The organism is Streptomyces sp. NPDC048278 (assembly GCF_040652195.1).
Taxonomy (GTDB): Bacteria; Actinomycetota; Actinomycetes; order Streptomycetales; family Streptomycetaceae; genus Streptomyces.
On record NZ_JBEZLP010000004.1, the window covers coordinates 146,484 to 170,243 of the forward strand.

17 protein-coding genes are annotated in these 23,760 nt (G+C 70.8%); 4 read left to right on the top strand and 13 right to left on the bottom strand.

All coding sequences use genetic code 11. The features are described 5' to 3' along the window. Positions 1-118: 118 nt before the first annotated feature. Positions 119-1,246, bottom strand: a complete 1,128-nt coding sequence (proB, locus tag AB0D74_RS09335; RefSeq protein ID WP_362582244.1) for a glutamate 5-kinase — start codon at positions 1,244-1,246, stop codon at positions 119-121. Between the two features lie 246 nt (positions 1,247-1,492). Here proB and AB0D74_RS09340 point away from each other — a divergent pair, with 246 nt between their 5' ends. Next, entirely contained in the window at positions 1,493-2,893 is a 1,401-nt protein-coding gene (locus AB0D74_RS09340) for a polysaccharide pyruvyl transferase family protein (RefSeq protein WP_362582247.1), read from the top strand. A 16-nt stretch (positions 2,894-2,909) separates the two neighbouring features. On the opposite strand, the gene AB0D74_RS09345 is transcribed toward AB0D74_RS09340, so the two are convergent. From AB0D74_RS09345 to rplU, 7 genes are all read right to left on the bottom strand, one after another. After that, complete coding sequence (locus AB0D74_RS09345) at positions 2,910-4,070, bottom strand: glycosyltransferase family A protein (protein WP_362583052.1); 1,161 nt, start codon at positions 4,068-4,070, stop codon at positions 2,910-2,912. 386 nt (positions 4,071-4,456) lie between these two features. Next, complete coding sequence (locus AB0D74_RS09350) at positions 4,457-6,514, bottom strand: hypothetical protein (protein ID WP_362582251.1); 2,058 nt, start codon at positions 6,512-6,514, stop codon at positions 4,457-4,459. 152 nt (positions 6,515-6,666) lie between these two features. Continuing rightward, positions 6,667-8,166, bottom strand: coding sequence for a bifunctional cytidylyltransferase/SDR family oxidoreductase (locus AB0D74_RS09355; RefSeq protein ID WP_362582254.1), 1,500 nt, complete (start codon positions 8,164-8,166; stop codon positions 6,667-6,669). Between the two features lie 344 nt (positions 8,167-8,510). Next, the gene (locus AB0D74_RS09360) at positions 8,511-9,740 is read right to left on the bottom strand and encodes a hypothetical protein (RefSeq protein WP_362582257.1); all 1,230 of its coding nucleotides are present in this window, start codon (positions 9,738-9,740) and stop codon (positions 8,511-8,513) included. A gap of 135 nt (positions 9,741-9,875) precedes the next feature. Further along, positions 9,876-11,315 (bottom strand): GTPase ObgE, encoded by a 1,440-nt coding sequence (gene obgE, locus AB0D74_RS09365; RefSeq protein ID WP_362582260.1) that lies wholly within the window; start codon positions 11,313-11,315, stop codon positions 9,876-9,878. A 153-nt stretch (positions 11,316-11,468) separates the two neighbouring features. Next, a complete protein-coding gene (gene rpmA, locus AB0D74_RS09370; protein ID WP_020940020.1) occupies positions 11,469-11,723 on the bottom strand; it encodes a 50S ribosomal protein L27 in 255 nt (84 codons plus the stop codon). A gap of 14 nt (positions 11,724-11,737) precedes the next feature. Beyond that, a complete protein-coding gene (gene rplU, locus AB0D74_RS09375; RefSeq protein ID WP_007381993.1) occupies positions 11,738-12,058 on the bottom strand; it encodes a 50S ribosomal protein L21 in 321 nt (106 codons plus the stop codon). A gap of 347 nt (positions 12,059-12,405) precedes the next feature. On the opposite strand from rplU, the gene AB0D74_RS09380 reads away from it, so the two are divergent. Both AB0D74_RS09380 and rfbC read left to right on the top strand, forming a co-directional pair. Beyond that, positions 12,406-14,445, top strand: coding sequence for a glycosyltransferase (locus AB0D74_RS09380; RefSeq protein ID WP_362582263.1), 2,040 nt, complete (start codon positions 12,406-12,408; stop codon positions 14,443-14,445). A 97-nt stretch (positions 14,446-14,542) separates the two neighbouring features. After that, entirely contained in the window at positions 14,543-15,136 is a 594-nt protein-coding gene (gene rfbC / locus AB0D74_RS09385) for a dTDP-4-dehydrorhamnose 3,5-epimerase (RefSeq protein ID WP_362582266.1), read from the top strand. Positions 15,137-15,241: 105 nt separating this feature from the next. On the opposite strand, the gene AB0D74_RS09390 is transcribed toward rfbC, so the two are convergent. The 4 genes from AB0D74_RS09390 to AB0D74_RS09405 form a co-directional block, all read right to left on the bottom strand. Further along, positions 15,242-16,036: a class I SAM-dependent methyltransferase gene (locus AB0D74_RS09390; RefSeq protein ID WP_362582269.1), complete on the bottom strand. Its 795-nt coding sequence runs from the start codon at positions 16,034-16,036 to the stop codon at positions 15,242-15,244. Between the two features lie 249 nt (positions 16,037-16,285). Then, positions 16,286-20,512, bottom strand: a complete 4,227-nt coding sequence (locus AB0D74_RS09395; RefSeq protein WP_362582272.1) for an Rne/Rng family ribonuclease — start codon at positions 20,510-20,512, stop codon at positions 16,286-16,288. A 276-nt stretch (positions 20,513-20,788) separates the two neighbouring features. Beyond that, entirely contained in the window at positions 20,789-21,553 is a 765-nt protein-coding gene (locus AB0D74_RS09400; protein ID WP_362582276.1) for a TIGR03936 family radical SAM-associated protein, read from the bottom strand. Positions 21,554-21,691: 138 nt separating this feature from the next. Then, positions 21,692-22,579 (bottom strand): hypothetical protein, encoded by an 888-nt coding sequence (locus AB0D74_RS09405; RefSeq protein WP_362582279.1) that lies wholly within the window; start codon positions 22,577-22,579, stop codon positions 21,692-21,694. Between the two features lie 171 nt (positions 22,580-22,750). On the opposite strand from AB0D74_RS09405, the gene AB0D74_RS09410 reads away from it, so the two are divergent. Further along, positions 22,751-23,104: a DUF805 domain-containing protein gene (locus AB0D74_RS09410; RefSeq protein WP_362582282.1), complete on the top strand. Its 354-nt coding sequence runs from the start codon at positions 22,751-22,753 to the stop codon at positions 23,102-23,104. Between the two features lie 75 nt (positions 23,105-23,179). On the opposite strand, the gene AB0D74_RS09415 is transcribed toward AB0D74_RS09410, so the two are convergent. Next, on the bottom strand, positions 23,180-23,695 hold the full coding sequence (locus AB0D74_RS09415; protein WP_362582285.1) for a hypothetical protein: 516 nt from the start codon (positions 23,693-23,695) through the stop codon (positions 23,180-23,182). Positions 23,696-23,760: the final 65 nt, after the last annotated feature.

The window sequence follows — 23,760 nt, forward strand, 5'->3', positions numbered from 1 at the left end:
CCTCCTTCAGCTGTGCTCGTGCGGAACGTGGTCCTGAGACAAAGTTGAGCAGGCCGCAAGGGTTCGTGTGGCGGTTTTACGGAACGTCCCCCACCGGGGTCCGTCGTTACGCCCCGTTTTACGGGTGCAGGATCACCAGGTCGTCCCTGTGTACGACCTCGCGTTCGTACGCGGGGCCCAGCTCGCGTGCCAGCTCCCTGGTCGAACGCCCGATCAGCTGGGGGATCTCCTTGGCGTCGAAGCTGACGAGCCCGCGGGCCACCGCGCGGCCTCGGGTGTCGCGCAGTTCGATCGGGTCGCCGGCGCCGAACTCGCCCTCGACCGCGGCGATCCCGGCCGGCAGCAGCGACTTCCGGCCTTCGACGACCGCGCGGACGGCGCCGTCGTCGAGGGTGAGCGAGCCCTGCGGGGTGGAGGCGTGCTGGAGCCACAGGAGGCGGTCTGCGGACCGTTTGCCGGTGGGGTGGAAGTAGGTGCCGGTGTCACTGCCCGAGAGCGCGTCGGCGGCGTGCACGGCGCTCGTGAGGACCACCGGGATGCCCGCCGCGGCGGCGATCCGGGCGGCCTCGACCTTGGTGACCATCCCGCCGGTGCCGACGCCGGCTTTCCCTGCGCTGCCGATCTCGATCCCCGCCAGGTCCTCGGGCCCCCTCACGTCCGCTATCCGCGAGGTGCCGGGCCTGCTGGGGTCGCCGTCGTAGACGCCGTCGACGTCGGAGAGGAGGACCAGCAGGTCGGCGTGGACGAGGTGGGCGACGAGGGCGGCGAGGCGGTCGTTGTCGCCGAAGCGGATCTCGTCGGTGGCGACGGTGTCGTTCTCGTTGACGACCGGCAGCGCGCCCATCGCGAGCAGCTTGTCCAGGGTGCGGGAGGCGTTGCGGTGGTGGGCGCGGCGGCTCATGTCGTCGGAGGTGAGCAGGACCTGGCCGACGCGGACGGCGTAACGGGCGAAGGAGGCGGTGTAGCGGGCGACGAGCAGGCCCTGGCCGACGCTGGCGGCGGCCTGCTGGCGGGCCAGGTCCCGGGGGCGGCGGCGCAGGCCGAGCGGGGCGAGTCCGGCGGCGATGGCACCGGAGGAGACGAGGACGATCTCCTTCTCCCCGCCGCTGCGGATCTTGGCCAGGGCGTCGACGAGCGCGTCGACGCGGTCGGCGTCCAGGCCGCCGGAGGCGGTGGTCAGCGAGGAGGAGCCCACCTTGACGACGATCCTGCGGGCCTCGCCGACGGCCTGCCTTGCCCTTGCCACGTCCTGTCCCCACTTCCTTGCGCGTGGCAGCAATCTACGCGAAGGGGACCCGCGCCCGGCCCGGGCGTCCAGCCCCCGGACAGGCGACGGGCCGGTGGCTGGCCGATGGCTGGCCAATGGCGGCCGGAACAGTACGTGACGCTTCGTTCACGTGACGCGCACGGCAAAAAGGTTGTGTTGACTCTCTATAGAAATCGAAACGAACTCAAAGTTAACTTGAAGTTTGTGTCATCTAAAGATCGCAGCGTGAAGCGCATCCTCCTCCGGTCGGGAAAGAGTCCCTACGACGTCGTCACCGTCGAGGAGGCCCTGCACCGGGACGTCATCGCCACCAATTCGGGCAACCTGATCTTCAGCGATGCCGCCCACAAGATCCTGGAGACGCCGGGAACCGAGGTCGTCTCGAACGGCATGCCCTCCGACGTCTCCGCCGCCGCCCGCATCAACGAGGAGTACGACGCCTTCGTCGTGCCGCTCGCCAACGCCTTCCGGCCGTCCTTCGAGAGCGCGCTGAAACGGATGACCCGGCTGATCTCGAAGCTGGACATCCCGGTGGTCGTGCTCGGCGTCGGTGCGCAGACCGGGGTGAACTACAACCCGGAACGGCTGAAGCGGATGGAGCCGACCGTGCGCGAGTTCTGCGCGGCGGTGCTGGAGCGCAGCGCGTCCATCGGCGTACGGGGCGAGTTCACCGAGCAGTATGTGAAGAGCATGGGCTTCAAGGACGTCGAGGTCATCGGCTGCCCTTCGCTGTTCATGCACGGCGAACGGCTCCCCGTGCACAAGAAGGCGCTGGAGCTGACGCCTCAGTCGCGGATCGCGATCAACGGCTCGCACAGTGCCGTGCGCGCGCAGGGCCTGGACCGGATCATCACGCGCACCCACGAGCGCTATCCGAACCTGCGTTTCGTGGGCCAGAACCTCAGCGACGCACGGCAGCTGCACTGGCGCGACCTGTCGGATCCCAACGCCGCGCTGACCGGGATACCGACCCATCCGGACCACCCGATGTTCCGCGAGGACAAGGTGCGGGTCTACGTCGACCCGGTCACCTGGATCGACGATCTGCGTTCGTTCGACTTCTCCTTCGGATCGCGCATCCACGGCAACATCGCGGCGCTGCTCGCCGGTACGCCGGCCACCGTGCTGTGCGGTGACTCGCGGACGCTGGAACTGTGCCGCTACTTCGAGATCCCGCACCGGCGGCTGGACCTGGCGGCGAAGGATCCCGAGTCGGCGGACCCGGCGAAGCTGTACGCGGAGGCCGACTTCGGCGGACTGGTCGGCGGCCACCGGGAGCGTTTCGAGCGGTTCACCGGGTTCCTCGACAAGAACGGGCTGGAGAACACCTTCACGCACGGCGACGGCGGAGCGGCCTTCGAGGAGCGGATGCGGACACTGGCGTTCCCGGCGGGAATCCGCCCGTGGAACGACGCGGACGTCGACTCCCTCACCTCACGGTTCGGGTGGCTGCACAGCCGGATCGACGCACTGTCGCTGGACAACGCGCGGCTGGAGAGGGAACTGGCGCGTGCCGGGGCCCGTGCCGCGAAGGCGACCGGCGCGCCGCAGCCGGCCTCGGTCTACCGGCGGGCCCGGCGGGCCGTCGGCAAGCCGATCCGGCGGGCGCTGGGGTCGGGCGGCTAGGAGCGCCGGGGCCGGGTCAGGCCGCCGCGGGTTTCACGTCCCGGGTGGGCAGCGACCGCCGCAGCTTGCGCAGCGCGCGCCGCAGGAAGGTGTTGGCGGCATCCTCGCGGTACCCCTCGACGGCGCGGGCCTCACGGGGTTCGGCGAGGTAGATCCAGTCGGGAACGCCGGCCGCCTCGGAACGGAAGTGCGGGTAGCCGAGGTAGACGCTGGTGCCGCGGTTCTCCAGGACCGGCGCGGGCTGCTTCCCAGCCCGTACGAACTCGAGCACGTCCGGGAGGAGTTCGGTACGCCGGACGGCGACCAGATGCAGCTGGAGCCGCTCGTGGACCTTGAGGCGGCGGGCCACCCCGGGGTTCCAGTGGGCATCCAGCAGCGGCTCGGCGAGTTCCCGTTTGTGCCGCCGTACCTCGTCGGTGTCCTTGAGGAACCGGGGGCCGAACTGCGGGAGCAGCGTGACCTTGAACGGCCGGACCATGAGGCTGTCGCGTCGCGGCCCTGCCGGGACCATCTCGGCGATCAGGCCGATCAGGGCGCGCGCGGAGTCGAAGCGGAGGGTGTAGCCGCCGCTCTTGGTGACGTGTTTGCCGTCCTCGCGGCCGACGAGGTAGTAGCAGGGGTAGTCGGCGACGACCGAGACGCCGTCGGCGCGCAGATAGGCCTCCATGGTGAACAGCGCGTCCTCGCCGGTCCACAGGGACTCGTCGAACCGCATGCCGTGGCGTTCCAGCAGGGTTCGGCGGAAGAGTTTCTGGGCGCTGAGAGTGAATTTGATGTTGGAGGAGAAGACGTCGGTACGGTCGAGCGTCTTTCCCCACATCGACTGCGGGGGTTTGCGGTTGATTCCCTCGACCTTGCCGACGACGACGTCGGTGCCGTTCTTGTCGGCCATGGCGACCATGCGTTCCAGGGCTTCGTCGCCGAGCCGGTCGTCGGCGTCCAGGAAGAACACGTAGCGGCCGGCGGCCTTGGCGAGGCCGACGTTGCGCGGGCCGCTGGGGCCGCCCGAGTTCTCCTGGCGGATCACGGTCACCGGCATGGCGGCGCGGCCAGCGAACTCCTCCAGGCACTCCCCCGTGCCGTCGGTCGATCCGTCGTCGACGGCGATGACCTCCATGCGGGCCGGGTCGAGGGTCTGGCGCTCGACGGAGGCCAGGCATTCGACCAGGTACGGCATCGCTTCGTACGCCCCGATGATCACGGTCACATCAGGCTGCGCAACGACGGTCACGTTTCCCCCTAGTCAATGGTGCATTCCCCCTGCGTCACCTCGATCGCAACGTCTTAGATGACCGATCGGTGCGACAGGTTGCCCTGGGAGGCGCGTCCAGTGGTCCAGCTCACATGACGAACGGACAGCCTGATGGTGTACAGCGGGTTACACGGGACAGTACGGGCGCACGGTAAGAGCTGCTCAACGCGAACGGCGAAGCATGGGTAAGAAGACATCCGCACATTCCTAAGCAGAGGTAAGGGAACGCGGCGCGGGAACGGGAACGACGAACGGGCTCGGTCCCGGGGAGAAGTCCCCGGGACCGAGCCCGTTCGCTGCGGTGGCTGAGGTCAGCCGGCGGTCGCGCTCTCCGCCTTGGGGTCGCCGGCCGCGATCCCGGCCTCCTGGCCCAGGTTGCGGGTCTCGGCCTTGCGGGCGAGGGCGGCCACCGCGTCGTTGAACTGCTCGATGGAGGTCGGCTCGTCCGGCCCGAGCAGGTACCGCTTGAGTTCGTCCCGGTCCGCGGCCAGTGGATCGGCCGACGGGTCGCGTACGGCGTCCAGCAGGCCGCCGAGTTCCTTGGCGCTGTTGGAGAGGATCACGGCGGCGCGCACGGCGGTGTTGGCCCGCTTGAACTCCTCCACGCCGACGCCGGCCGAGTCGGTGACGGCGTACGGCTTGCCGCTCGCGATGAAGTCGGAGACCACGCTGGAGATGTCCGAGACCATCGCGTCGGAGACGTTGAAGCAGTCGTACAGGCGGGGTTCGGCACCCGCGATGACGGCGTGCTGGTACGGCGGCAGGGCCTGCCAGTAGGAGTCGTTCCAGGCGGCGCGCAGCCGGGCGATCTCCTCGTGCTTCTTCAGGTCGACGACGTCGTCGCGGCTTGCCTCGGCCTCGTCGCGCCGGTCGTCGCCCGTGCCGGCCAGTTCGGTCAGACGGGTCTCGATACGGGTCAGTTCGGCCTGCGCCGCCGCCTGGGCGGCCGGGTCGGCGGTGAAGCGGGCGTCGGTGGCGCGGGCGGTGGCGGCCTTCTGGACGAGGGCGGTGACGCGCCGGTGGGCGGCGCCCGCCTCGGCGCTCACGGTGCCGGTGAAGGGGTGCGGCTTGTAGAGGACGCGGACCGGCGGGTCGGCCTTGACCAGCTTCTTCACGATGTTCTCGCCGGCGAGCACGAGGGAGGTGTTGCCGGGGTTGCCGTCCCAGCCCTCCCAGGTGGGCGCGTAGAGCACGGTGGGGATACGGCCGTCGGGGACGCCCTGCCGGCTCTGGATGGGGGCCAGCTGGGGGCGGCCGACCTCGACGATGTCGTCGTCGCGGACGCCGACGTCGGCGATGGCGTAGCGGTCGCGGCCCGCGCGGCCGGCGGTCCACACCTCGTCGTACACCTTGCTGAACGGGTTGACGCTGGCCAGCTTGTCGCTGTCGCCGTGGCCGATGAAGACGTGCTTCATCGTGGGGACGCGGAGCAGGTGGATGTTCTTGCCGACGTTGGCCGCGTAGAGGGCGACGCGGACCGTGGAGAGGTCCATGTTCATCAGGTGCACGCCGCCGGGCACGCAGATGACGGGGACGGTGGTCGGGGCGAGGTTCTGCAGGATGACCCGCTCGCGCAGCAGGATCAGCGGGCGGGACTCCAGCTGTTCCATCGTCTCCAGCCACATGTTGAGCTGGTAGGTGGAGTCCTTGGAGCCGGAGAAGTACAGCACGGTCCCGGGCCGGTACTCGGCCAGCCAGTCGTCGACGGCCGCGAGGACGGTGTCGGCGTCCGGCGGGGTCTTGCGACCGCGCACGTAGGGCGTCAGCACCAGTACGTACAGGCACCCCAGGGCGAGGGTGATGCCCATGCCGACGAAGCCGGCGACCACGTCGTCCGTCGTCGCCGAGACCAGCAGGCCGACGACGGCCGCGAGGTCGAGGTGGAGCATCTTCTCGGCGGACCGGTCCAGCAGTCCCTGCGGCGGGGCGTCCGGGATGCGGATGCGGGACTTCAGGTCGACGTTGCGGGTGGCGACCGGCATCCGGCGGCGGTTGCGGATCAGGGTGACCAGGGCGCCGTGCGGGGCCTGCAGGCCGTAGAAGGCGATGAAGCAGGCGATCGCGCCGTAGAAGACCAGACCGTTGGAGAGGTCCATCCTGGCCAGCAGCAGGATCAGCAGCAGCTGCCGGATCAGGAAGCGGATCGACAGGCCGGCCCGGACCTTGCTCAGGCGGTTGACGAGGTAGCTGCCCTTGCGGTGCAGGTAGTGGTCCGCCAGGTACGTGACCGCAGCCGCGGCTGCGAAGGCGTAGACGCTCGGGACGAGCGCGGCGACCATGAGGACCGGGAAGCCCAGGATCATGAGTGCCGCCGCGGCCAGCTCGGCCGCGCTGCCCACACGGGCGACGCGAATAGCGGTGGATATCACGGAGAACCTTTTGCTGACAAAAAGGCCTGAATTCGACCTTGCGGACAATCTGAGAGGTGGTCGATCCGGGTTCTACGGGTTCAGGCCCCTGCGATTGCTCCGCGAACGCGCAACCACAGAGGCCTGAATTACAGATGACTAATGGCTGTCGATTATGCCACGCCGTCCTGTCGGTCCAGGACACTGGCCAGGGCCTGCTCGAAGCCGGAGGCCTGGCCGGCGGCGGCCGTCGGGTCCTGCTGGCGGACGTCGATGACATGGCCGGTGAGCTCGGAGAGCAGCACGTCGAGGGAGGTACGGGCGACGGCCTCGGAGGAGAGCAGCGAGCCCGTCGGCTCCTGGCCGAACGCCTTGGTGCGCATGGGGGTGGCGGTGCGCTCGGGGTTGATGCAGTTGACGCGGACGGCGTCGCCGGCCCATTCGTCGGACAGGGCCTGGGTGAGGTTCACCATGGCGGCCTTGGTCGAGGAGTAGAGGCTGTACTCGGCACGCCCGCGGGTGTAGCTGCTGGAGGTGTAGAGCAGCAGCTGGCCCTGGGTCTCGGCGAGGTACTTGTAGCTGGAGCGGGCGATCTGCACCGGGGCCAGGTAGTTGACCTTCAGCGCCTCCTCGATGGTGGCGTTGTCGGTCTCGGCGAGCTTGCCGATGCGCAGCACACCCGCGGTGTTGACGACGTAGTCGATCCGGCCGGTCTCGGCGTAGGCCTTGGAGAGCGCGTCGTCGACCTCCTCCGGGTTCTCCACGTGGGTGCCGGTGGTGGAGCGGCCGAGCGCGTAGACGTTCGCGCCGTAGGACTCGGCGAGTTCGGCGATGTCCTTGCCGATGCCGTACGAGCCGCCGAAGATCACCGCGGTCTTTCCGGTGAGGAGCGCGCGGTAGGCGTCCTCGCCGTTCTGTTCGGGGGCGGCGGTGGAGGCGAGCTGGAAGAGCTTGTCGGCGATGAAGACGTCGACGGGCTGGGTGACCTTCATGTTGTACTCGTCGCCGGCGACGACGTGGATCGGTACGTCCGGCAGGTACTTGAGGACGACGGAGCAGTCGTCGGTGGCCTGGAAGTTGGGGTCGCCGTCGGCGACCTCGTAGGCGCGCTTGATCGTGGACAGCCTGAACGCCTGCGGGGTCTGGCCGCGGCGCAGCCGGGAGCGGTCCGGGATCTCGGTGATGAACTCGCCGTCCCCGCCGTGGGTCCGCGTGACGATGATGGTGTCGGCGGACGGGATGGCGACGTCGACGGCCTGGTAGCGCTCCAGTGCGGTCACGCAGTCGTCAATGACGCGCCGTGACAGCAGGGGGCGTACGGCGTCGTGGAAGAGGACGTTGAGGTCCTCACCCTCGGCCAGGCCCTCGCCGAGGGCCGTGATGGCGCGCTCGGTGGTCTCGTTCCGCGTGTTGCCGCCCTCGATGATCTTCTTGACCTTCGCGAACCCGGCCTTGGCGACGATCTTCTCGACGTCCGCGACGTAGCCCGGTGCCATCAGCACGATGATGTCGTCGATCGAGTCGGCCTTCTCGAAGGTGGCCAGGGTGTGCTCGATGACGGCCTTGCCGGCGATCTTCAGCAGCTGCTTGGGGATCGACAGACCCACCCGCTGGCCGGTGCCACCGGCCAGGATCACTGCGGTGGTTCGGGGCTTGGCTATGTGCTGGGACACAGGTGACCTACCTTGGGGCATCAGGGAACCTGGAAATGGTCCCACTTCCGGTAACCGCTGTGCAAGGTGAGCGCCGTCCACTGCATATGTGCCCGCAACCTTTCATTCACCTTGCGTCGCTGGTGATGGGCGCCGCCCGCCGGACCGTCGGAAGAGTTCCGTGAATTTGCTGTGAGTAACTACACAGGGCATTCCGATTGCTGTGCGTGACCCGATCCACGTCTCAGCGGCGCTACGCCGTGCCGCGGGAACTACTTAGCGTGACTAAGCCGTCCCCGTGACTACGCCGTCCCCGCGACCAAGCCGTCCCCGCGGGCGCGGTCCGTGGCAGGGCTCCCGGCATCTCAGCGCCGTCGCAGCTTCTTCAGACATCGGTGCCCCAGGACCCGCACCAGTTCCTTCGACGACGTCTGATGCACGGTGCGGGACTTCGCCTCGGCGGTGTGGCGCACCGGGGCCGCAGCCGCCGCGGCGAGCACGCCGTAGAGGGCCTGGGCGGCGACCTCGGGGGCGATGCGGGCCTCGGCGTCGGGCGGTCCCGGCTGCGTGGGGATGGCGGGCAGGGTGTGGAGCAGGGCCGGTTCGCCGATGACGCGGACGCCCATGGCGCCGATGCGTTCGACCATCTCGGCGCCGATGCGGCCGGCGGCCTCGACGGCCCAGGCGGGGGTGGAGATCTTCACGTCGGCGGCGGTGGGGCTGCACGAGTTCTTCATATGCATGACGGCGCCGTTGCGGACGAGCTTGGAATACAGCTCGTCGGGGAGTCCATTGCCGCGGAATTCCACGTTGAGCTTTCGCAGCATTTCGGTCTCGGCAAGGGTGAGGGAGCGGTTCGCCGTGTCCGGGACGGGCTGAAGAAGTTTTTCGGGAAGTCCGAGGAGGGCTTCGAAGGTGCGCATCAGGCCGTCGCGGTCGCGGTCGTCGACCACGACGACGGTGACCCGGCCGGCGCCGACCGCGCGGACCCAGCGTTCGACGAGCCGGTCGTGCCGGTGCCGGTGCCAGAAGCTGGGGTTGGGCTTCTCGTAGGGGGCCTTGCGGAGCATGTGGTGCAGCCAGTCCTCGTAGCCCATGCGCAGTCCGTTCTGCACGTACTGCTGCCACTGGGAGGGCATGATCCTGGCGAGCGGGCGGAGGGTGACGAGGACGTGGACGCGTTCGCCGCCGAGCTGCTCGACGATGCGGGCGACGGTCTCGTCGTCGGGGGCGTCAGCGAAGAACTCGCTGCTGATCACCGAGGTGCGGGTGCCGGTGGCTTCGACCTGGCCGATCAGCCGTGTCCAGTGCTTCTCGGTGGGCACGGTGTCGCCCATCATCGCCGGCCGGGCGCAGGCGGCCAGGGCGGCTTCCATCGGGTGCCGGGTGGCCGCCGGGAACTCCACGCCGTGTTCGGGCAGTCCGTCCTTCGCGGCGAACAGGGCGCCCTGGATGGCCGTGGTGCCGGTTTTGTGCGGGCCGATGTGCAGCAGGCGGGTGCCGGCGGGCAGGGCGGCAAGGGGACCGGTGGGGCCTGCGGGGTCCGTGATGGCGTTGTTCACCGGGGCTTCGCCTCTCGTACAGTCCGTCTCCATGGTGAACGGAAGGTAAGACGTTTACCTTAGGTTCACCTGAGAGAAGCCTGGGACACAGATGAGTCCCAGGCTTCTGTTACACAGACTTGACTTTCGGCGCAGCCGGCGGCGGTGCGCCCGAGGCGGCCGGCGGGCCTACTCGAACGGGTCGAAGTCGCCGTACTCCCGGAGGGACTCGTCCCGTTCCGCCTCCCGGTCGCGGCGGCGCTGCACGGCGGGCCGCTGTTCCTCGAAGCGGTGGTCCTCGCCGCGGCGGCCGAGCATCTCGGCGCCGGACATCATGGTCGGTTCCCAGTCGAAGACGACGGCGTTGTCCTCGGGGCCGATGGCGACGCCGTCGCCGGCCCGGGCGCCGGCCTTCATCAACTTCTCCTCCACGCCGAGGCGGTTGAGGCGGTCGGCGAGGTAGCCGACGGCCTCGTCGTTGTTGAAGTCGGTCTGGCGGACCCAGCGTTCGGGCTTCTCGCCGCGTACCCGGAAGAGGCCGTCGTCCTCCGGGGTGACGGTGAAGCCGGCGTCGTCGACGGCCTTCGGCCGGATGACGATCCGGGTCGCCTCCTCCTTCGGCCTGGCGGCGCGGGCCTTGGCGACCAGGTCGCCGAGTGCGAACGTCAGCTCGCGCAGGCCCAGGTGGGCGACAGCGGACACCTCGAAGACGCGGTAGCCGCGGGCCTCCAGGTCGGGGCGGACCATCTCGGCGAGGTCCTTGCCGTCGGGGACGTCGATCTTGTTGAGGACGACGATCCGGGGCCGGTCGCCGAGGCCGCCGTACTGCTTGAGCTCCTCCTCGATGACGTCGAGGTCGGAGACGGGGTCGCGCTCGGACTCCAGGGTCGCGGTGTCGAGGACGTGGACGAGGACGCTGCACCGCTCGACGTGGCGGAGGAACTCCAGGCCGAGGCCCCGGCCCTGGCTGGCGCCGGGGATGAGGCCGGGCACGTCGGCGATGGTGTAGACGGTGGAACCGGCGGTCACCACACCGAGGTTGGGGACCAGGGTGGTGAACGGGTAGTCGGCGATCTTCGGCTTGGCGGCGGACAGCACGGAGATCAGCGAGGACTTGCCGGCGCTCGGGTAACCGACCAGTGCCACGTCGGCGACGGTCTTGAGCTCCAGGACGATGTCGTCGAGGTCGCCGGGCTCGCCGAGCAGCGCGAAGCCGGGGGCCTTGCGGCGGGCGCTGGCGAGGGCCGCGTTGCCGAGGCCGCCGCGACCGCCCTGGGCGGCGACGTAGGAGGTGCCGTGGCCGACGAGGTCGGCGAGGACATTGCCGGCCTTGTCCAGGACCACGGTGCCGTCGGGCACCGGCAGGACGAGGTCCTGGCCGTCCTTGCCGGCCCGGTTGCCGCCCTCGCCGGGCTTGCCGTTGGTGGCCTTGCGGTGCGGGGAGTGGTGGTAGTCGAGGAGAGTCGTCACCGACTGGTCGACGGTCAGGGTGACGTCTCCGCCACGGCCGCCGTTGCCGCCGTCGGGGCCGCCGAGCGGCTTGAACTTCTCCCGGTGCACGGAGGCGCAGCCGTGGCCTCCGTTACCCGCGGCGATGTGCAGCTCGACGCGGTCCACGAAGGTGGTCATGGTGCTGTGCCTCCAGATACGTACGGGTAGTACCGATGTCCGGTAATACCAATGTCAACACGCGAAAGGCGGACCCGCCTTCCCGATCGGGAAGTGAGGTCCGCCTCGCGAAACGTCCGGCCTGAAGCCCTGGATGAAGGGCCTAGATCAAGCTCAGGCGACCGGAACGATGTTCACGACCTTGCGGCCACGGTGGGTGCCGAACTCCACCGCACCGGGCTGGAGCGCGAACAGCGTGTCGTCGCCGCCGCGGCCGACGCCCGCACCCGGGTGGAAGTGGGTGCCGCGCTGACGGACCAGGATCTCGCCCGCGTTGACGACCTGACCGCCGAAGCGCTTCACGCCGAGGCGCTGAGCGTTGGAGTCACGACCGTTACGGGTGGACGATGCGCCCTTCTTGTGTGCCATCTCTCCTCAGTCCCTTACTTCGCAGCCGCGGGGATCTCAGTGACCTTGATCGCCGTGTACTGCTGGCGGTGGCCCTGACGACGGCGGTAGCCGGTCTTGTTCTTGTAGCGAAGGATGTCGATCTTGACGCCCTTGTGGTGGTCCACGACCTCGGCCTGGACCTTGATGCCGGCCAGGACCCACGGGTCGCTGGTCACAGCGTCGCCGTCGACAACGAGCAGGGTCGAGAGCTCGACCGTGTCGCCAACCTTGGCGGTGGAAATCTTGTCAACCTCAACGATGTCGCCGACAGCAACCTTGTGCTGGCGACCACCGCTGCGCACGATGGCGTACACGCGGATCTCACTCTCTCGCTCGGGAACGGCACCCCCGCAGTCCAGCCACCCGGCGAACGCGGGCGGCCTCTCCGGGGCAGGGTGCGCCCCGGAGGAAGAGGTTTACGGGGATGTGGCACGTCCTCATATCCATGGACACGCCGACGGTCAAGGTTACGGGGCCGCGCGGAGGCGGTCAAACCGGGCCCGTGCCGACCGCCCCGGGCGACCCTCCCGTCGACCCGGTCGCTGCTGAGAAGCGGCTGCGGTTACCCTGTGACTCCACTCGTGCATCAGTTGGTCACCGGCTGTACACGGTTCATTCAGGTCGTAGGCAGCTTCCCCAAAACTGGAGCCAGGTAACAGAGATGTCGATCAAGGTGAGCGTCATCATCCCGGTGTACAACCCGGGAAAGTACATCCAACCCTGCATCGACTCCCTGTTGAGGCAGACGCTTCCCGCGAACGAGTTCGAGGTCCTGTTCGTCGACGACGGCTCGACCGACGAGAGCCCCGCCGAACTGGACGCCCTGGCCGAGAAGCACCCGCACTTCCGGGTCATCCACATACCGAACTCGGGCTGGCCCGGCAAGCCGCGGAACATCGGCGTGGGCGAGGCGAAGGGCGAGTACGTCCAGTTCGTCGACCAGGACGACTACCTCGCCTCCGACGCTCTGCGCCGACTGTACGAGATGGGGCACCGCAACGGCTCCGACATCGTCATCGGCAAGGTGGCCAGCAACTTCCGCGGTGTGCCGCACGGCGTCTTCAAGACGGACCGGGAGAAGTGCACCATCCACGACGCGCCGCTGTACGACAGCCTCACGCCGCACAAGATGTTCCGCGCGGAGTTCCTGCGCGAGAACAAGATCGCCTATCCCGAGGGCAAGCGGCGCCTGGAGGACCAGCTGTACATGATGGAGGCGTACTTCCCCGCCAAGGTCGTCTCCATCCTCGGCAGCTACACCTGCTACTACTACTCGAAGCGTGACGACGGCCAGAACGCGGGTTCCGCGCGGATCGTCCCGTCGGGTTACTACGGAAACCTCCGTGAGGTGCTCGACGTCGTCATGGCGAACACCGAGCCGGGCGCCTTCCGCGACCTGCTGCTGCGCCGTTTCTACCGGGTGGAGATGCTCGGCCGGCTCAGCGAGCCCAACGTCCTCAAGTACGACGAGGCCTACCTCGGCGAGATGCTGGAGGCCGTACGGCCGCTGGCCGAGGAGTTCATGGGCGAGGGCGTGCGCGACGGGCTCGGCGCCCTCACCCGCGTCCGCTCGACGCTGCTGCGCCGTGACGACGGCGACGGCCTGCTGCGGTTCGCCCGCTTCGGGCTCTCCGTCAAGGGCACGACCCGGCTGGAGGCGGCCGAGTGGCGGCCCGACGGCAAGCTCGGCGTCACCGTCAGCGCCCGGCTGGTGCACGGCGACGACGCCGCGCCGGTCCGGCTGCTGCGCCGCGACGGCCGCTTCTACCTGCACCCCGAGCTGGTCCAGGACGTGCTGGCCGCGGACGACCTGGTCGACGTCACGGACGAGATGGACCAGTTCAAGGCCGAGATGTCGCTGCGCAACCGCGAGACGGCCGTCGAGTGGCCGTGCGCGGCCGAGTTCACCTCGCACGTCGAGGACCTCGGCGACGGCGCCTGCGAGGTCGTCCTGCGCGGCAGCGGCGTGGTCAGCCCCCAGGGCGTGAAGGGACGCGGCCCGGTCTCCAAGGGCTTCTGGGACATCTGGATCAGCGTCCGGGGTCTCGGTCTGGTGCGCAAGGCCCGGCTCGGCGCCGACCGCGTCGCCGGTGTGGAGACGGAGCTGCGCCCCGCGCTGCTCGGCTCCCCCGCCCGCGCGGTCATCCCGTACTTCACCGACCCGCACGGCAACCTCACCCTGGACGTCGCCCGCCGCAGCAAGAGGCTGGCGCCGTACCTGGAGAACCGCCCCGTGCAGCGGATGCCGGGCAGCCGTCCGGAGCTGCGGCTGGACGTGTTCACCCGCCCGAAGACCGCGCCGAAGAAGACCGAGCTGGTCCTCAGCTCCGGCTCCGGGGACGGCGGCGGTACGCACGTGGTGACGGCCGAGATCCGCAACGTGGCCGGCCGCGCCCACATCGCCGTTCCCGCGCGTGCGGCGTCGGTGCCCGCCGGCCGCTGGAGCCTGGCGGCCCGGCTGGACGGCGCGAAGGACGCGGCGCTGCCGCTGTGCACCGTGACCGTCAGGAGCAACGGGCGGCTGCGGCTCGACGACGCCCTGCCCGTGGTGGACGCCGAACTCGTCCGCACGACGGTGTCCAAGCGCCGCAAGGCGGCCCTGCGGCGGCGGCTGCGTGCCGTCGGCGGCCCGGTCGTGCGCAGGCTGCCCGCACCGGCCCGCAGGAAGCTGCGCGGCCTGGCGGCGAAGCTGACCGGCTGATCCGCCGGCCCGCCACGGACGCCCAGCACAGCCGCGGCCACACAGACGGCCACGGCCGCACAGCACGGACACGCAGTACGACAAGGATGTGATCGACATGCGGGAGCTCGGCATCGCCGGCGCCTGGGTCCATGAACCGAAGGTCTTTCCGGACGCCCGCGGGAGCTTCCACGAGTGGTTCAAGGGACCGGACTTCGCCGAGGCCACCGGCCACCGGCTGAACCTGGCGCAGGCCAACTGCTCGGTCTCCAGCCGCGGCACCCTGCGCGGCATCCACTTCGCCGACGTGCCGCCCAGCCAGGCCAAGTACGTCAAGTGCGTACGGGGCGCCGTGCTGGACGTCATCGTCGACATCCGTACCGGCTCACCCACGTACAAGCAGTGGGAGGCCGTACGGCTGGACGACGTGGACCACCACTCGGTCTACCTCTCCGAGGGGCTCGGGCACGCCTTCATGGCGCTGACCGACGACGCGACCGTGGTGTACCTGTGCTCCGAGGGGTACGCCCCGCAGCGCGAGCACGGCATCCACCCGCTCGACCCCGAGCTGGGCATCGAGTGGCCGGCGGACCTGGCCCCGGTGCTGTCCGAGAAGGACGCGGCGGCGCCGTCCCTGGCCGTCGCCGAGGCCGAGGGCCTGCTGCCGTCCTACGACGCCTGCCAGGCCTATGCGGCGCGGCTGCGCGGCTGAGACCCGTACGACCGGCACGACGGCACGTACGACCGGTACGACAGGACCACGAGGAGGGGCCCCGCGGATGATCCGCGGGGCCCCTCCTCGTGGTGGTGCCGCCGTTCAGCCGCCCAGGGCCGCGATCCGCCCCCGCAGCCGCTCGAAGCCCGCGCGCGGACGGCGCAGGTTCCGGGCCCGGACCAGGGTGGGCCAGAAGTCCGCCGCCAGCAGTGCCTCCGGCCGCGCGGCGTGCTTGCGCACCAGCACCTCGTCGGGGACCGCCTGCGGATCCGGGGTGACGTACTCCGCGATGATGTCGTCGTAGGCGTCCTTGAGCACCGTGTTGTCCGGGTCGGCGCCGAAGACCACGGCGACGCCGGTCGGCTCGGTGTCGACCTCCACGACGACCAGGTCGGGGCGGTACTTGCGCAGGACCGTCACCAGTTTGTAGACGTCGCCCGTCCAGTACTTGGTGTGGCGGTCGCGGGCCGCCTCGTCGACGTCGCGGGGCAGCATGTCGTCGAGGACGATCACGCTCGACCAGCGTGAGTGGCGTTCGACGTTCATGAAGTCGCGCAGCGCGTACTCGAAAAGGTGCATGCCGTCGATGAACGACAGTTCCAGCGTGGGATCGCCTCCGAACACCCCGAGCGGGTCGCGGCGGGCGAGGGCGCGGAAGGGGTTGCGGCCTCGCCGCAGGTGTACCAGCGGGTCCTTGCGGGCGAAGAAGTCGTCACTGGTCGACTGGACCAGGTGGACGTCGCAGCTGATCGACGTCACCACCTTGAAGGCCGGGTCGATCGCCACGGACGCGACACGCGAAAGCGCCAGACTGCGACCGTCGTTGACGCCGATCTCCAGATAGTTGCGCGGGTGGTAGACGCGGTGGAGTCCACGCAGCAGTTCATGACGGTTCACTGGAGCGGCCTTTCGTAGTGATTCCGCTGTTCGGGTTCCCGGCGAAGTTACTCGTACGACAAGCGTGCGCGTAACCTTTCCCGTCAATTTACCGAGCGTTCCCTGTGAACGGGCCGGTACCCTCGGCCACCGTTCTCGTCCGACCGGTCACTCTGTGTGTGCACGCTGCGGCGCGGGATCCGGCGGAAACGCGATCGGCTCCCGGCCGTGGGGCCGGGAGCCGATCGCTGGTGTGCAGGCCTGGGCCCGTCAGTCCTCGTCGGAGGCGGTGGCGACCGTGGTGGTCTTCTTCGCCGTGGACTTGGCGGCGGCCGTCTTGGCGGTCTTGACCGCCTTCTTGGCCGTCGTCTTCTTCGCGGCCGTCTTCTTGGCCGTCGTCGTCTTCTTTGCGGCCGTCTTCTTCGCCGCGGTCTTCTTGGCCGCCGTCTTGCGGGCCGTCTTCTTGGCCGGAACGGCCTCCTCGACACCCTCCTCGACGCCCTCCTGGGCAGCGTCAGCGGCCCCGGCGGTCTCGCCGGGGGCCTCCTCGGCCGCCGCCGGCGTCTCGGCCGACGGTACGACCACGACGGCCGTCTCCTCCGACGCGGTCGGCGCGGTGGCCTTGCGTACCGCACGGCGGCGCGTGCGGGCCGGGGCGGCGCTCTCGGCGGCCACGGCCGCCTCGGGCTCGGCGGCCGGTTCCGGCGCCGTCCCGGCCGCCGTCTCCGTCTGCGTCACCGCTTCCGCGACGTTCTCCGCCACCGGGGCGCTCTCGGCGACGACCGTCACCACGGTCGCCTCGGCACCGGCCGGGGAGCCGGCGGGTGCCGACACCTTCCGGGTGGCACGCCGACGCGTACGGCCCTTGGGAGCGGCCTCCTCGGCGACCGGAGCCTGCGGGGCCTCGACCACCGCGGGCTCGGCCACCGGGGCCTCGACGGCGACCGGCACGTCCTGCGCGGCCGGTGCCTCGGCCTCGCCGGCCCCGACGCCCCCGACGGCCGCCGCAGCGGTCTCCGTGCGTGCCGTACGGCCCTTGGGCGCGCCGGCCGGAGCCGAGGCCCTGCGGCTCGCGCGGCGGCGGGTACGGCCGCGGCCGGCCGCGGCCTCCGCCTCGGCGACGCTGCTGTACAGCTCCTCGTCCGGCGCGAAGTCGGGCGCGGGCAGCGCGATGGGTCCGGCGGCCTCGGCCGCGACCTCCGCCGCCGTCTCGACGGCGTGGACGGCCTCCGCGTGCTCGACGGCCCCGTCGGCCACGACCTCGTGGGTCTCGTGCACGTCGTGCTCGTGGTCGTGCTCGTGCCCGTCGCCGCCGCGCCCGCGCTTCTTGCGCTTGCCGCCGCCACCTCCGCTGGAGCCGGGCTGCTCCATGTGGACGATGACGCCACGGCCGTTGCAGTGCACGCAGGTCTCGGAGAAGGACTCCAGGAGGCCCTGTCCGACGCGCTTGCGGGTCATCTGGACGAGCCCCAGCGAGGTCACCTCGGCCACCTGGTGCTTGGTCCGGTCCCGCCCGAGGCATTCGAGCAGGCGCCGCAGCACCAGGTCCCGGTTGGACTCCAGGACCATGTCGATGAAGTCGATGACGATGATGCCGCCGAGGTCGCGCAGCCGGAGCTGGCGGACGATCTCCTCGGCCGCCTCCAGGTTGTTGCGGGTCACCGTCTCTTCGAGGTTGCCGCCCTGGCCGGTGAACTTGCCGGTGTTGACGTCGACGACGACCATCGCCTCGGTCCGGTCGATGACCAGCGAACCGCCGCTGGGCAGCCAGACCTTGCGGTCCAGCGCCTTGGACAGCTGCTCGTCGATCCGGTACGTGGCGAAGACGTCGACCTCGGAGGTCCACTTCGACAGCCGTCCCGCGAGGTCGGGCGCGACGTGCGAGACGTAGCCGTGGACGGTCTCCCAGGCCTCGTCACCGCTGACGACGACCTTGGAGAAGTCCTCGTTGAAGATGTCGCGGACGACCCGGACGGTCATGTCCGGCTCGCCGTACAGCAGCGACGGCGCATTGGAGCTGCCGCCGTTCTTCGACTTCTTCTGGATGTCCTCCCACTGCGCATGGAGCCGTTCGACGTCGCGGCGCAGCTCGTCCTCGCTCGCGCCCTCGGCGGCGGTGCGCACGATGACGCCCGCGTCCTCGGGGACGATCTTCTTGAGGATGGTCTTCAGCCGGGCGCGCTCGGTGTCGGGCAGCTTGCGGCTGATGCCGGTCATCGAGCCCTCGGGGACGTACACGAGGTAGCGGCCCGGGAGGGAGACCTGGCTGGTGAGGCGGGCGCCCTTGTGGCCGATCGGGTCCTTCGTCACCTGGACGAGCACGGACTGGCCTGACTTCAGGGCGGCCTCGATGCGGCGCGGCCCGTTGGCCATGCCGAGCGCCTCGAAGTTGACCTCACCGGCGTACAGGACGGCGTTGCGGCCCTTGCCGATGTCGATGAAGGCGGCCTCCATGGACGGCAGGACGTTCTGGACCTTGCCCAGGTAGACGTTGCCGACGTACGAGGTGGCCTGCTCCTTGTTGACGTAGTGCTCGACGAGCACGCCGTCCTCCAGGACGCCGATCTGGGTGCGGTCGCCGTGCTGGCGTACGACCATCACGCGCTCGACGGCCTCGCGGCGGGCGAGGAACTCGGCCTCGGTGATGATCGGGACGCGGCGGCGGCCCTGCTCACGGCCCTCGCGGCGGCGCTGCTTCTTGGCCTCCAGGCGGGTCGAGCCCTTGATGGACTGGACCTCGTCGGACGGCTCGGAGGGCTTGCGGGGCTCGCGGACCTTGACGACCGTGCGCTCCGGGTCGCCGTCGCCGGGCTCGGTGTCGGGGCCGTCCCCGGCACGCCGGCGGCGGCGCCTGCGACGGCGGCTGCTGGAGGAGGACATGCCAGCCTCGTCGTGGGCCTCCTCGTCGTCCTCTTCCTCCTGCTCGGCGGTGTCCTCAGCGTCCTCGTCGGTCCGCCCGCCGTGCTCGGCGGCGAACTCGTCGGTGCCGTCGTCGCCGTCGGCGGCGTCACCGCGACGGCGGCGTCGGCCACCGCGGCGGCGGCGCCGACGGGAGCCGGACTCCTCGGCCTCGTCCTCGCCGTCGGCGATGTCCTCGGCGGACTCCTCCGGCTCCTCGGCCTCGTCCTCGGCGGTGGTCTCGGTGACCGGGGCCTCCTCCACGGCGCCCCGGCGGCGGCGCCGGCGGCGCGAACCGGCCTCGGCCTGCTCGACCTGCTCGGCGGGTTCCGCGGTCTCCGCGGTCTCCGCGGTCTCGGCGGTCTCGGCGGCGAAGGACACGGGAGCAGACGAAGCGGCGGAGGCGGACGGGGCGGAGGCGGCGGGGGCCGCCGCGAACTCCTCCGGCTCCTCGGCGACGACGGCCGAGGCTGCCGCCTCGGCGGCGGCGCGCTGCGGGGTCTGGAACCTCGGTTCGGTGAACACGGGCGCCTGGAAGACGGCGACGGCGGGCCTGGCCGGGCGGCGCTGCGGCTCCTCCTCGGCGCCGGCCCGGGCGGCGGGCTCGGAGAACCCGGTGGCGGCCTGCCGCACGACACGGCGCCTGCGGCGCGGCGCCTCGGCCTCGGCCTCGGCGGGCTCGGCGGCCGGGGTCTCGGCGGTCACCGGCTGCGGCTGCTCGGCGGCGGCCGTCTCGGCGGCCTCGGCCTCGGGCGCACCGGCGGGCGCGGACACCCGGCGGGTGGCGCGGCGGCGGGTGCGGGGAACGGACGCGGTCTCTTCGGGAGCCTCGACGGGCTCAGGTGCCTCGGCCGCCTCGGCGGACGCGGCGGTCTCCGCACCGGCCTCGGCGGCGACGGCGGGGGCTGCGGCTTCTTCGCCGCCCTCGGCGGGAGCCGGGGCGCCGGCGGGCGCGGACGCCCGACGGGTGGCACGGCGACGGGTCCGCGGAGCGGGCGCGGCCTCAGCGGCCTCTTCCGCGGCTTCAGCGGCCTCGGCGGTCTCGGCGACTTCTTCCACGGGCTCCTGCGTCGCTTCGGTGGCGGACGGCTCCGCCACCTCGGCCGGAGCCTCGGCGGGCGCGGAGACCCGGCGGGTGGCACGGCGACGCGTCCGCGGAGCGGGCGCCGCCGCCTCCTCGTCGCCGTCAGCGGCGGCGGCCTCGGCCGAGGCCGCCGTCTCGGCGGGCTCGGTCACGGCACCGGCGGCAGCAGCAGCAGCAGGCACAACGGTCTCCGCGGTCTCGGCAGTTTCGGCGGGGGCGCCGGCGGGCGCGGACGCCCGGCGGGTCGCGCGGCGACGCGTCCGCGGAGCGGGCGCGGCCTCAGCGGCCTCGGCAACCTCCTCCGGGACCTCTTGCGTGGCCTTTTCCGTCGTTTCGGCGGCGGACGCGAAGGTCTCGGCGGCCGGTACGGCCGGAGCCGTGGTCTCGGCGGCGGCCTCGTTCCCGGCGGGCGGTCCCGCGGGGCGGGACGCGGCACGGCGACGCCTGCGCGGCGGCAGGGTGTCGCTGGGGGTGTTCGGTTCGGAGCCCTCGGTGGGCTCGGTCGGTTCGAGCATGCGGGCGTTTCTCCCGTCAGGCTCCCGGGCGCCGCGCCTGGTCCGGTGTCGATCGGTTCGAGCGACCACCGGTGACGTCCACGGCTCGCGCGATGCGCGGTGCCGCCGTGTGGGGCGCGGGCGCCGCACAGGAGCTCTCTGTGTCCTGTCTCGCCGGTTCCGTACGCCTTGTCGCGGACGGCCTGGCGAAAGTCTTCTGGTCGGTGCGCTGCCCGACCCAGGTGGCTCCCGAGTACGAGGGCGGCGCTACGACGTCCGTCCTTCGCGGGACCTTCCTTACGCCGGCACCGTCGCGGCGGCAGTCGGTTCGGCCTTCGAAAGGGCCTCGGCTGCCTCGCGGTCGGGCGCGAGCGGGTCGGTCACCGTGCCGGTCTCTTCATCGAGCAGCCCCTGCGCCAGCCTGGTCACCGCTGCGGGGACCGGCGGCGTCAGGTCGGCCACGGCGCGGAGACCGGACAGGACGTCGTCGGGTCGTACGGCAGGCGTCACGTGCCGAACAACCAGCCGCAGTATCGCACAGGCCTGGTCGGTCGGCCTATCAGCCGTTTCACTCTGTGTTTCAAGTTGTACGACGGCGGGGCGGGCGTCGAAGGTGCGGACGCCGTTCTTGGTGGTGCGCCGGACCTCGACGGACTCGGCGGCGTTGAACGCGGCGACGGCCTTCTCGGCCTCCGCCGGGTCCTGGCCGGCCAGCCGCAGCTCCCACACGGATGCGGTGAGCCGGTCGGCCAGTCCGGACGTGTGCACCTCGACCGCGTCGACGATGTCGAGCCCGGCGGGCATGGACTCGTCGAGGAGGGCGCGCAGCCGCTCCGGGTCGCGGGGTGCGGTGAGCGCGATCTCCAGGTACTCGGCCTCGCTGCCCGTGCCGGTGGGTGCGGCATTGGCGTACGACACCTTCGGGTGCGGTGTGAACCCCGCCGAGTACGCCATGGGCACCTCGGCGCGGCGCAGCGCACGCTCGAAGGCGCGCTGGAAGTCACGGTGGCTGGTGAACCGGAGGCGGCCACGCTTGGTGTAGCGCAGTCGGATGCGCTGCACCGCGGGTGCGGGCGGCGGGCCTTCGGGCTGTCGCTTGCCCAGTGTCGTCAGTCCTTCGTGGTTCTTGTGCGTGCTGTTGCGTTCTTGGCTGTTCTGCTGCGAGGGCCGTACCGCTGTGGGCCGTACGGCAGGGTGCTGCTATCCATCAAGAGTACGTGTGTCGCGGCCCCGGGGTTCCCGGCGCTCCACGGGCGCGGGCCGTCGCGGCTCGCCGAAGAGGGCGCGGCGGACGTCGGCGCGGGCCTGGCCGACGGCGCGGCCGATCGCGCGGGCGGCCTGGGCTGCGGGGCGCAGGACGAGGTCGCGGACGACGTGTCCGACGGGGGTGAGGACGGTCCGGTAGGCCCAGCGTGCGGGTTCCAGGAAGATCCACCGGAAGAGGGTCCCGAGAACCCGCCCGGCGGCACGTGCGACGTACCCGGCGGCCCGCCAGGCGTGGCCGAGGGCCTCCCCGATCTCGCGCAGGACGATGCCGAGGACCCGGGCGACGGGGGCGAGGATCCAGCGCCACAGGGCGAGGGCGGGCAGGACGAGGAGCACGCGCGCGGTCCAGTACAGGCCGACAGTCAGCTTCCCCGCCAGCCAGGCGATCTTTCCGGCCACCCAGACGACGGCTGCCGCCACGGCCTGCGCGACGGGCGTGAGCAGCCGTACGAGCGCGCGGCCGAGCGGGGTGAGCACGCGCGCGTGGAGCCACAGAAGGGCGTGGCCGAGCGGGGTCAGCAGGTGGCGGTACGCCCAGATCAGCGGGACGACGAGGAGGGCGCGCAGGAGCAGGCCTACGGCGCGGCCCGCGGGGGCGAGGAGGTAGCGCCACAGGAACCGTGCGACGGCGGCCAGGGCGTCCCAGAGCAGGCGTATTGGCAGCACCACGAGGAAGGCGAGGATCCGCACGGGGATCCTGATCGCGACGACCAGGCAGCCCTCGTCAGGCGCCGGTTGCCACGGGGGCTGCGATTGCCGCGGTTGCTGTGGTTGCTGTGGGGGCTGCGACTGCGAAGGCTGGGGCTGTTTCTGCATGTCCATGGCCGAAGAGACGCTATCGCGTACCGCGCGGATGCGATCGGCCGGCGTTGATCACCGATCGGCGGCGAGACGGTAACGGTTGACCCGCACACGCCAATCTGAATGGAACCGGCCACGTCGGCTTGATTTGCTGTGGAACCAATCAAGCCTTGATCCCCGGGGGGACGAGTAATGAACTGGTACGTGGACGTACTGAAGCAGTACGTGGTGTTCAGCGGACGCGCGCGTCGGCAGGAATACTGGATGTTCACGCTGATCAACACGATCATCGCGATCGTGCTCATCGCCGTCGGCGCGGCCATCCACTTCAGCGCCCTCGCCGCGATCTACGACCTCGCGGTCCTGCTGCCCAGCCTCGGTGTCGCGGTCCGCCGGCTGCACGACACCGGCCGCTCCGGCTGGGCGATCCTGGTCGGCATCATCCCGCTGGTCGGCTGGATCTTCGTGCTCGTCTGGCTCGCCTCCGACGGCAAGCCGGAGGAGAACCAGTACGGCGTCAACCCGAAGTACGCGGCTGCCGTCTGACCCGCCGTCACCCCGAAGGCCCGCCGGAACCGTCCGGCGGGCCTTCGCCGGTTCCGGCCGCGCGGCGCGCTTCGGCTACGCGGCGGACGACGAACTCTTGTTGCGTTCGGTCTGCAGGTGCAGGACCAGGAAGAGGACGCGCAGGAGGTCGTCGGGAAGAGCGTGCATCCCTGCCGGCAGGACGACACGGCGGGGCCGTCCGCCCAGCAGGTCGTACTCCACGGAGAGCGGGCCGATCCCGCGCACCCGGCCGCTGAACCTGGGGTGGTCGACCGGGTACGGCCCGATCTGCCGCGGGATCCCGGACCAGGCGGCGCAGTCGACGTCCCAGGTCCCGAACGTCCTGGGGACGCTGCTGAGGCGGCCGTAGCCGATCTCGACGTCGCCGATCCGGCGCAGCCGGCTGCCGAGCAGGTCGTACTCCAGCGGATGCGGCCCGAGCGCGCGGGGCCGGCCGCCCCACCGGCCGTAGGTGAGTTCGACCTCCCCGATGCTGCGGAGCCGTCCGCCGAGCAGGTCGTATCCCAGTTCCAGTTCCATGTCCGCCAGCTCCCCCGCGGTCCGTCGGCGTTCGGCCGTGTTCGGCTGCACACCCGTGTTCGGTTTTCCTGATTGTGCGGCCGGTCCGGTGCGGCTTCCATGGCGGCCGTGTCACG

Bases quoted from the DNA above. Each gene is read 5' to 3' on its own strand.
- rfbC (WP_362582266.1), top strand. From the start codon at position 14,543: ATGCGGGAGCTCGGCATCGCCGGCGCCTGGGTCCATGAACCGAAGGTC.
- obgE (WP_362582260.1), bottom strand. From the start codon at position 11,315: ATGACCACCTTCGTGGACCGCGTCGAGCTGCACATCGCCGCGGGTAAC.
- AB0D74_RS09395 (WP_362582272.1), bottom strand. From the start codon at position 20,512: ATGCTCGAACCGACCGAGCCCACCGAGGGCTCCGAACCGAACACCCCC.
- AB0D74_RS09380 (WP_362582263.1), top strand. From the start codon at position 12,406: ATGTCGATCAAGGTGAGCGTCATCATCCCGGTGTACAACCCGGGAAAG.
- AB0D74_RS09405 (WP_362582279.1), bottom strand. From the start codon at position 22,579: ATGGACATGCAGAAACAGCCCCAGCCTTCGCAGTCGCAGCCCCCACAG.
- rpmA (WP_020940020.1), bottom strand. From the start codon at position 11,723: ATGGCACACAAGAAGGGCGCATCGTCCACCCGTAACGGTCGTGACTCC.
- AB0D74_RS09345 (WP_362583052.1), bottom strand. From the start codon at position 4,070: ATGCCGTACCTGGTCGAATGCCTGGCCTCCGTCGAGCGCCAGACCCTC.
- AB0D74_RS09410 (WP_362582282.1), top strand. From the start codon at position 22,751: ATGAACTGGTACGTGGACGTACTGAAGCAGTACGTGGTGTTCAGCGGA.
- AB0D74_RS09360 (WP_362582257.1), bottom strand. From the start codon at position 9,740: ATGGAGACGGACTGTACGAGAGGCGAAGCCCCGGTGAACAACGCCATC.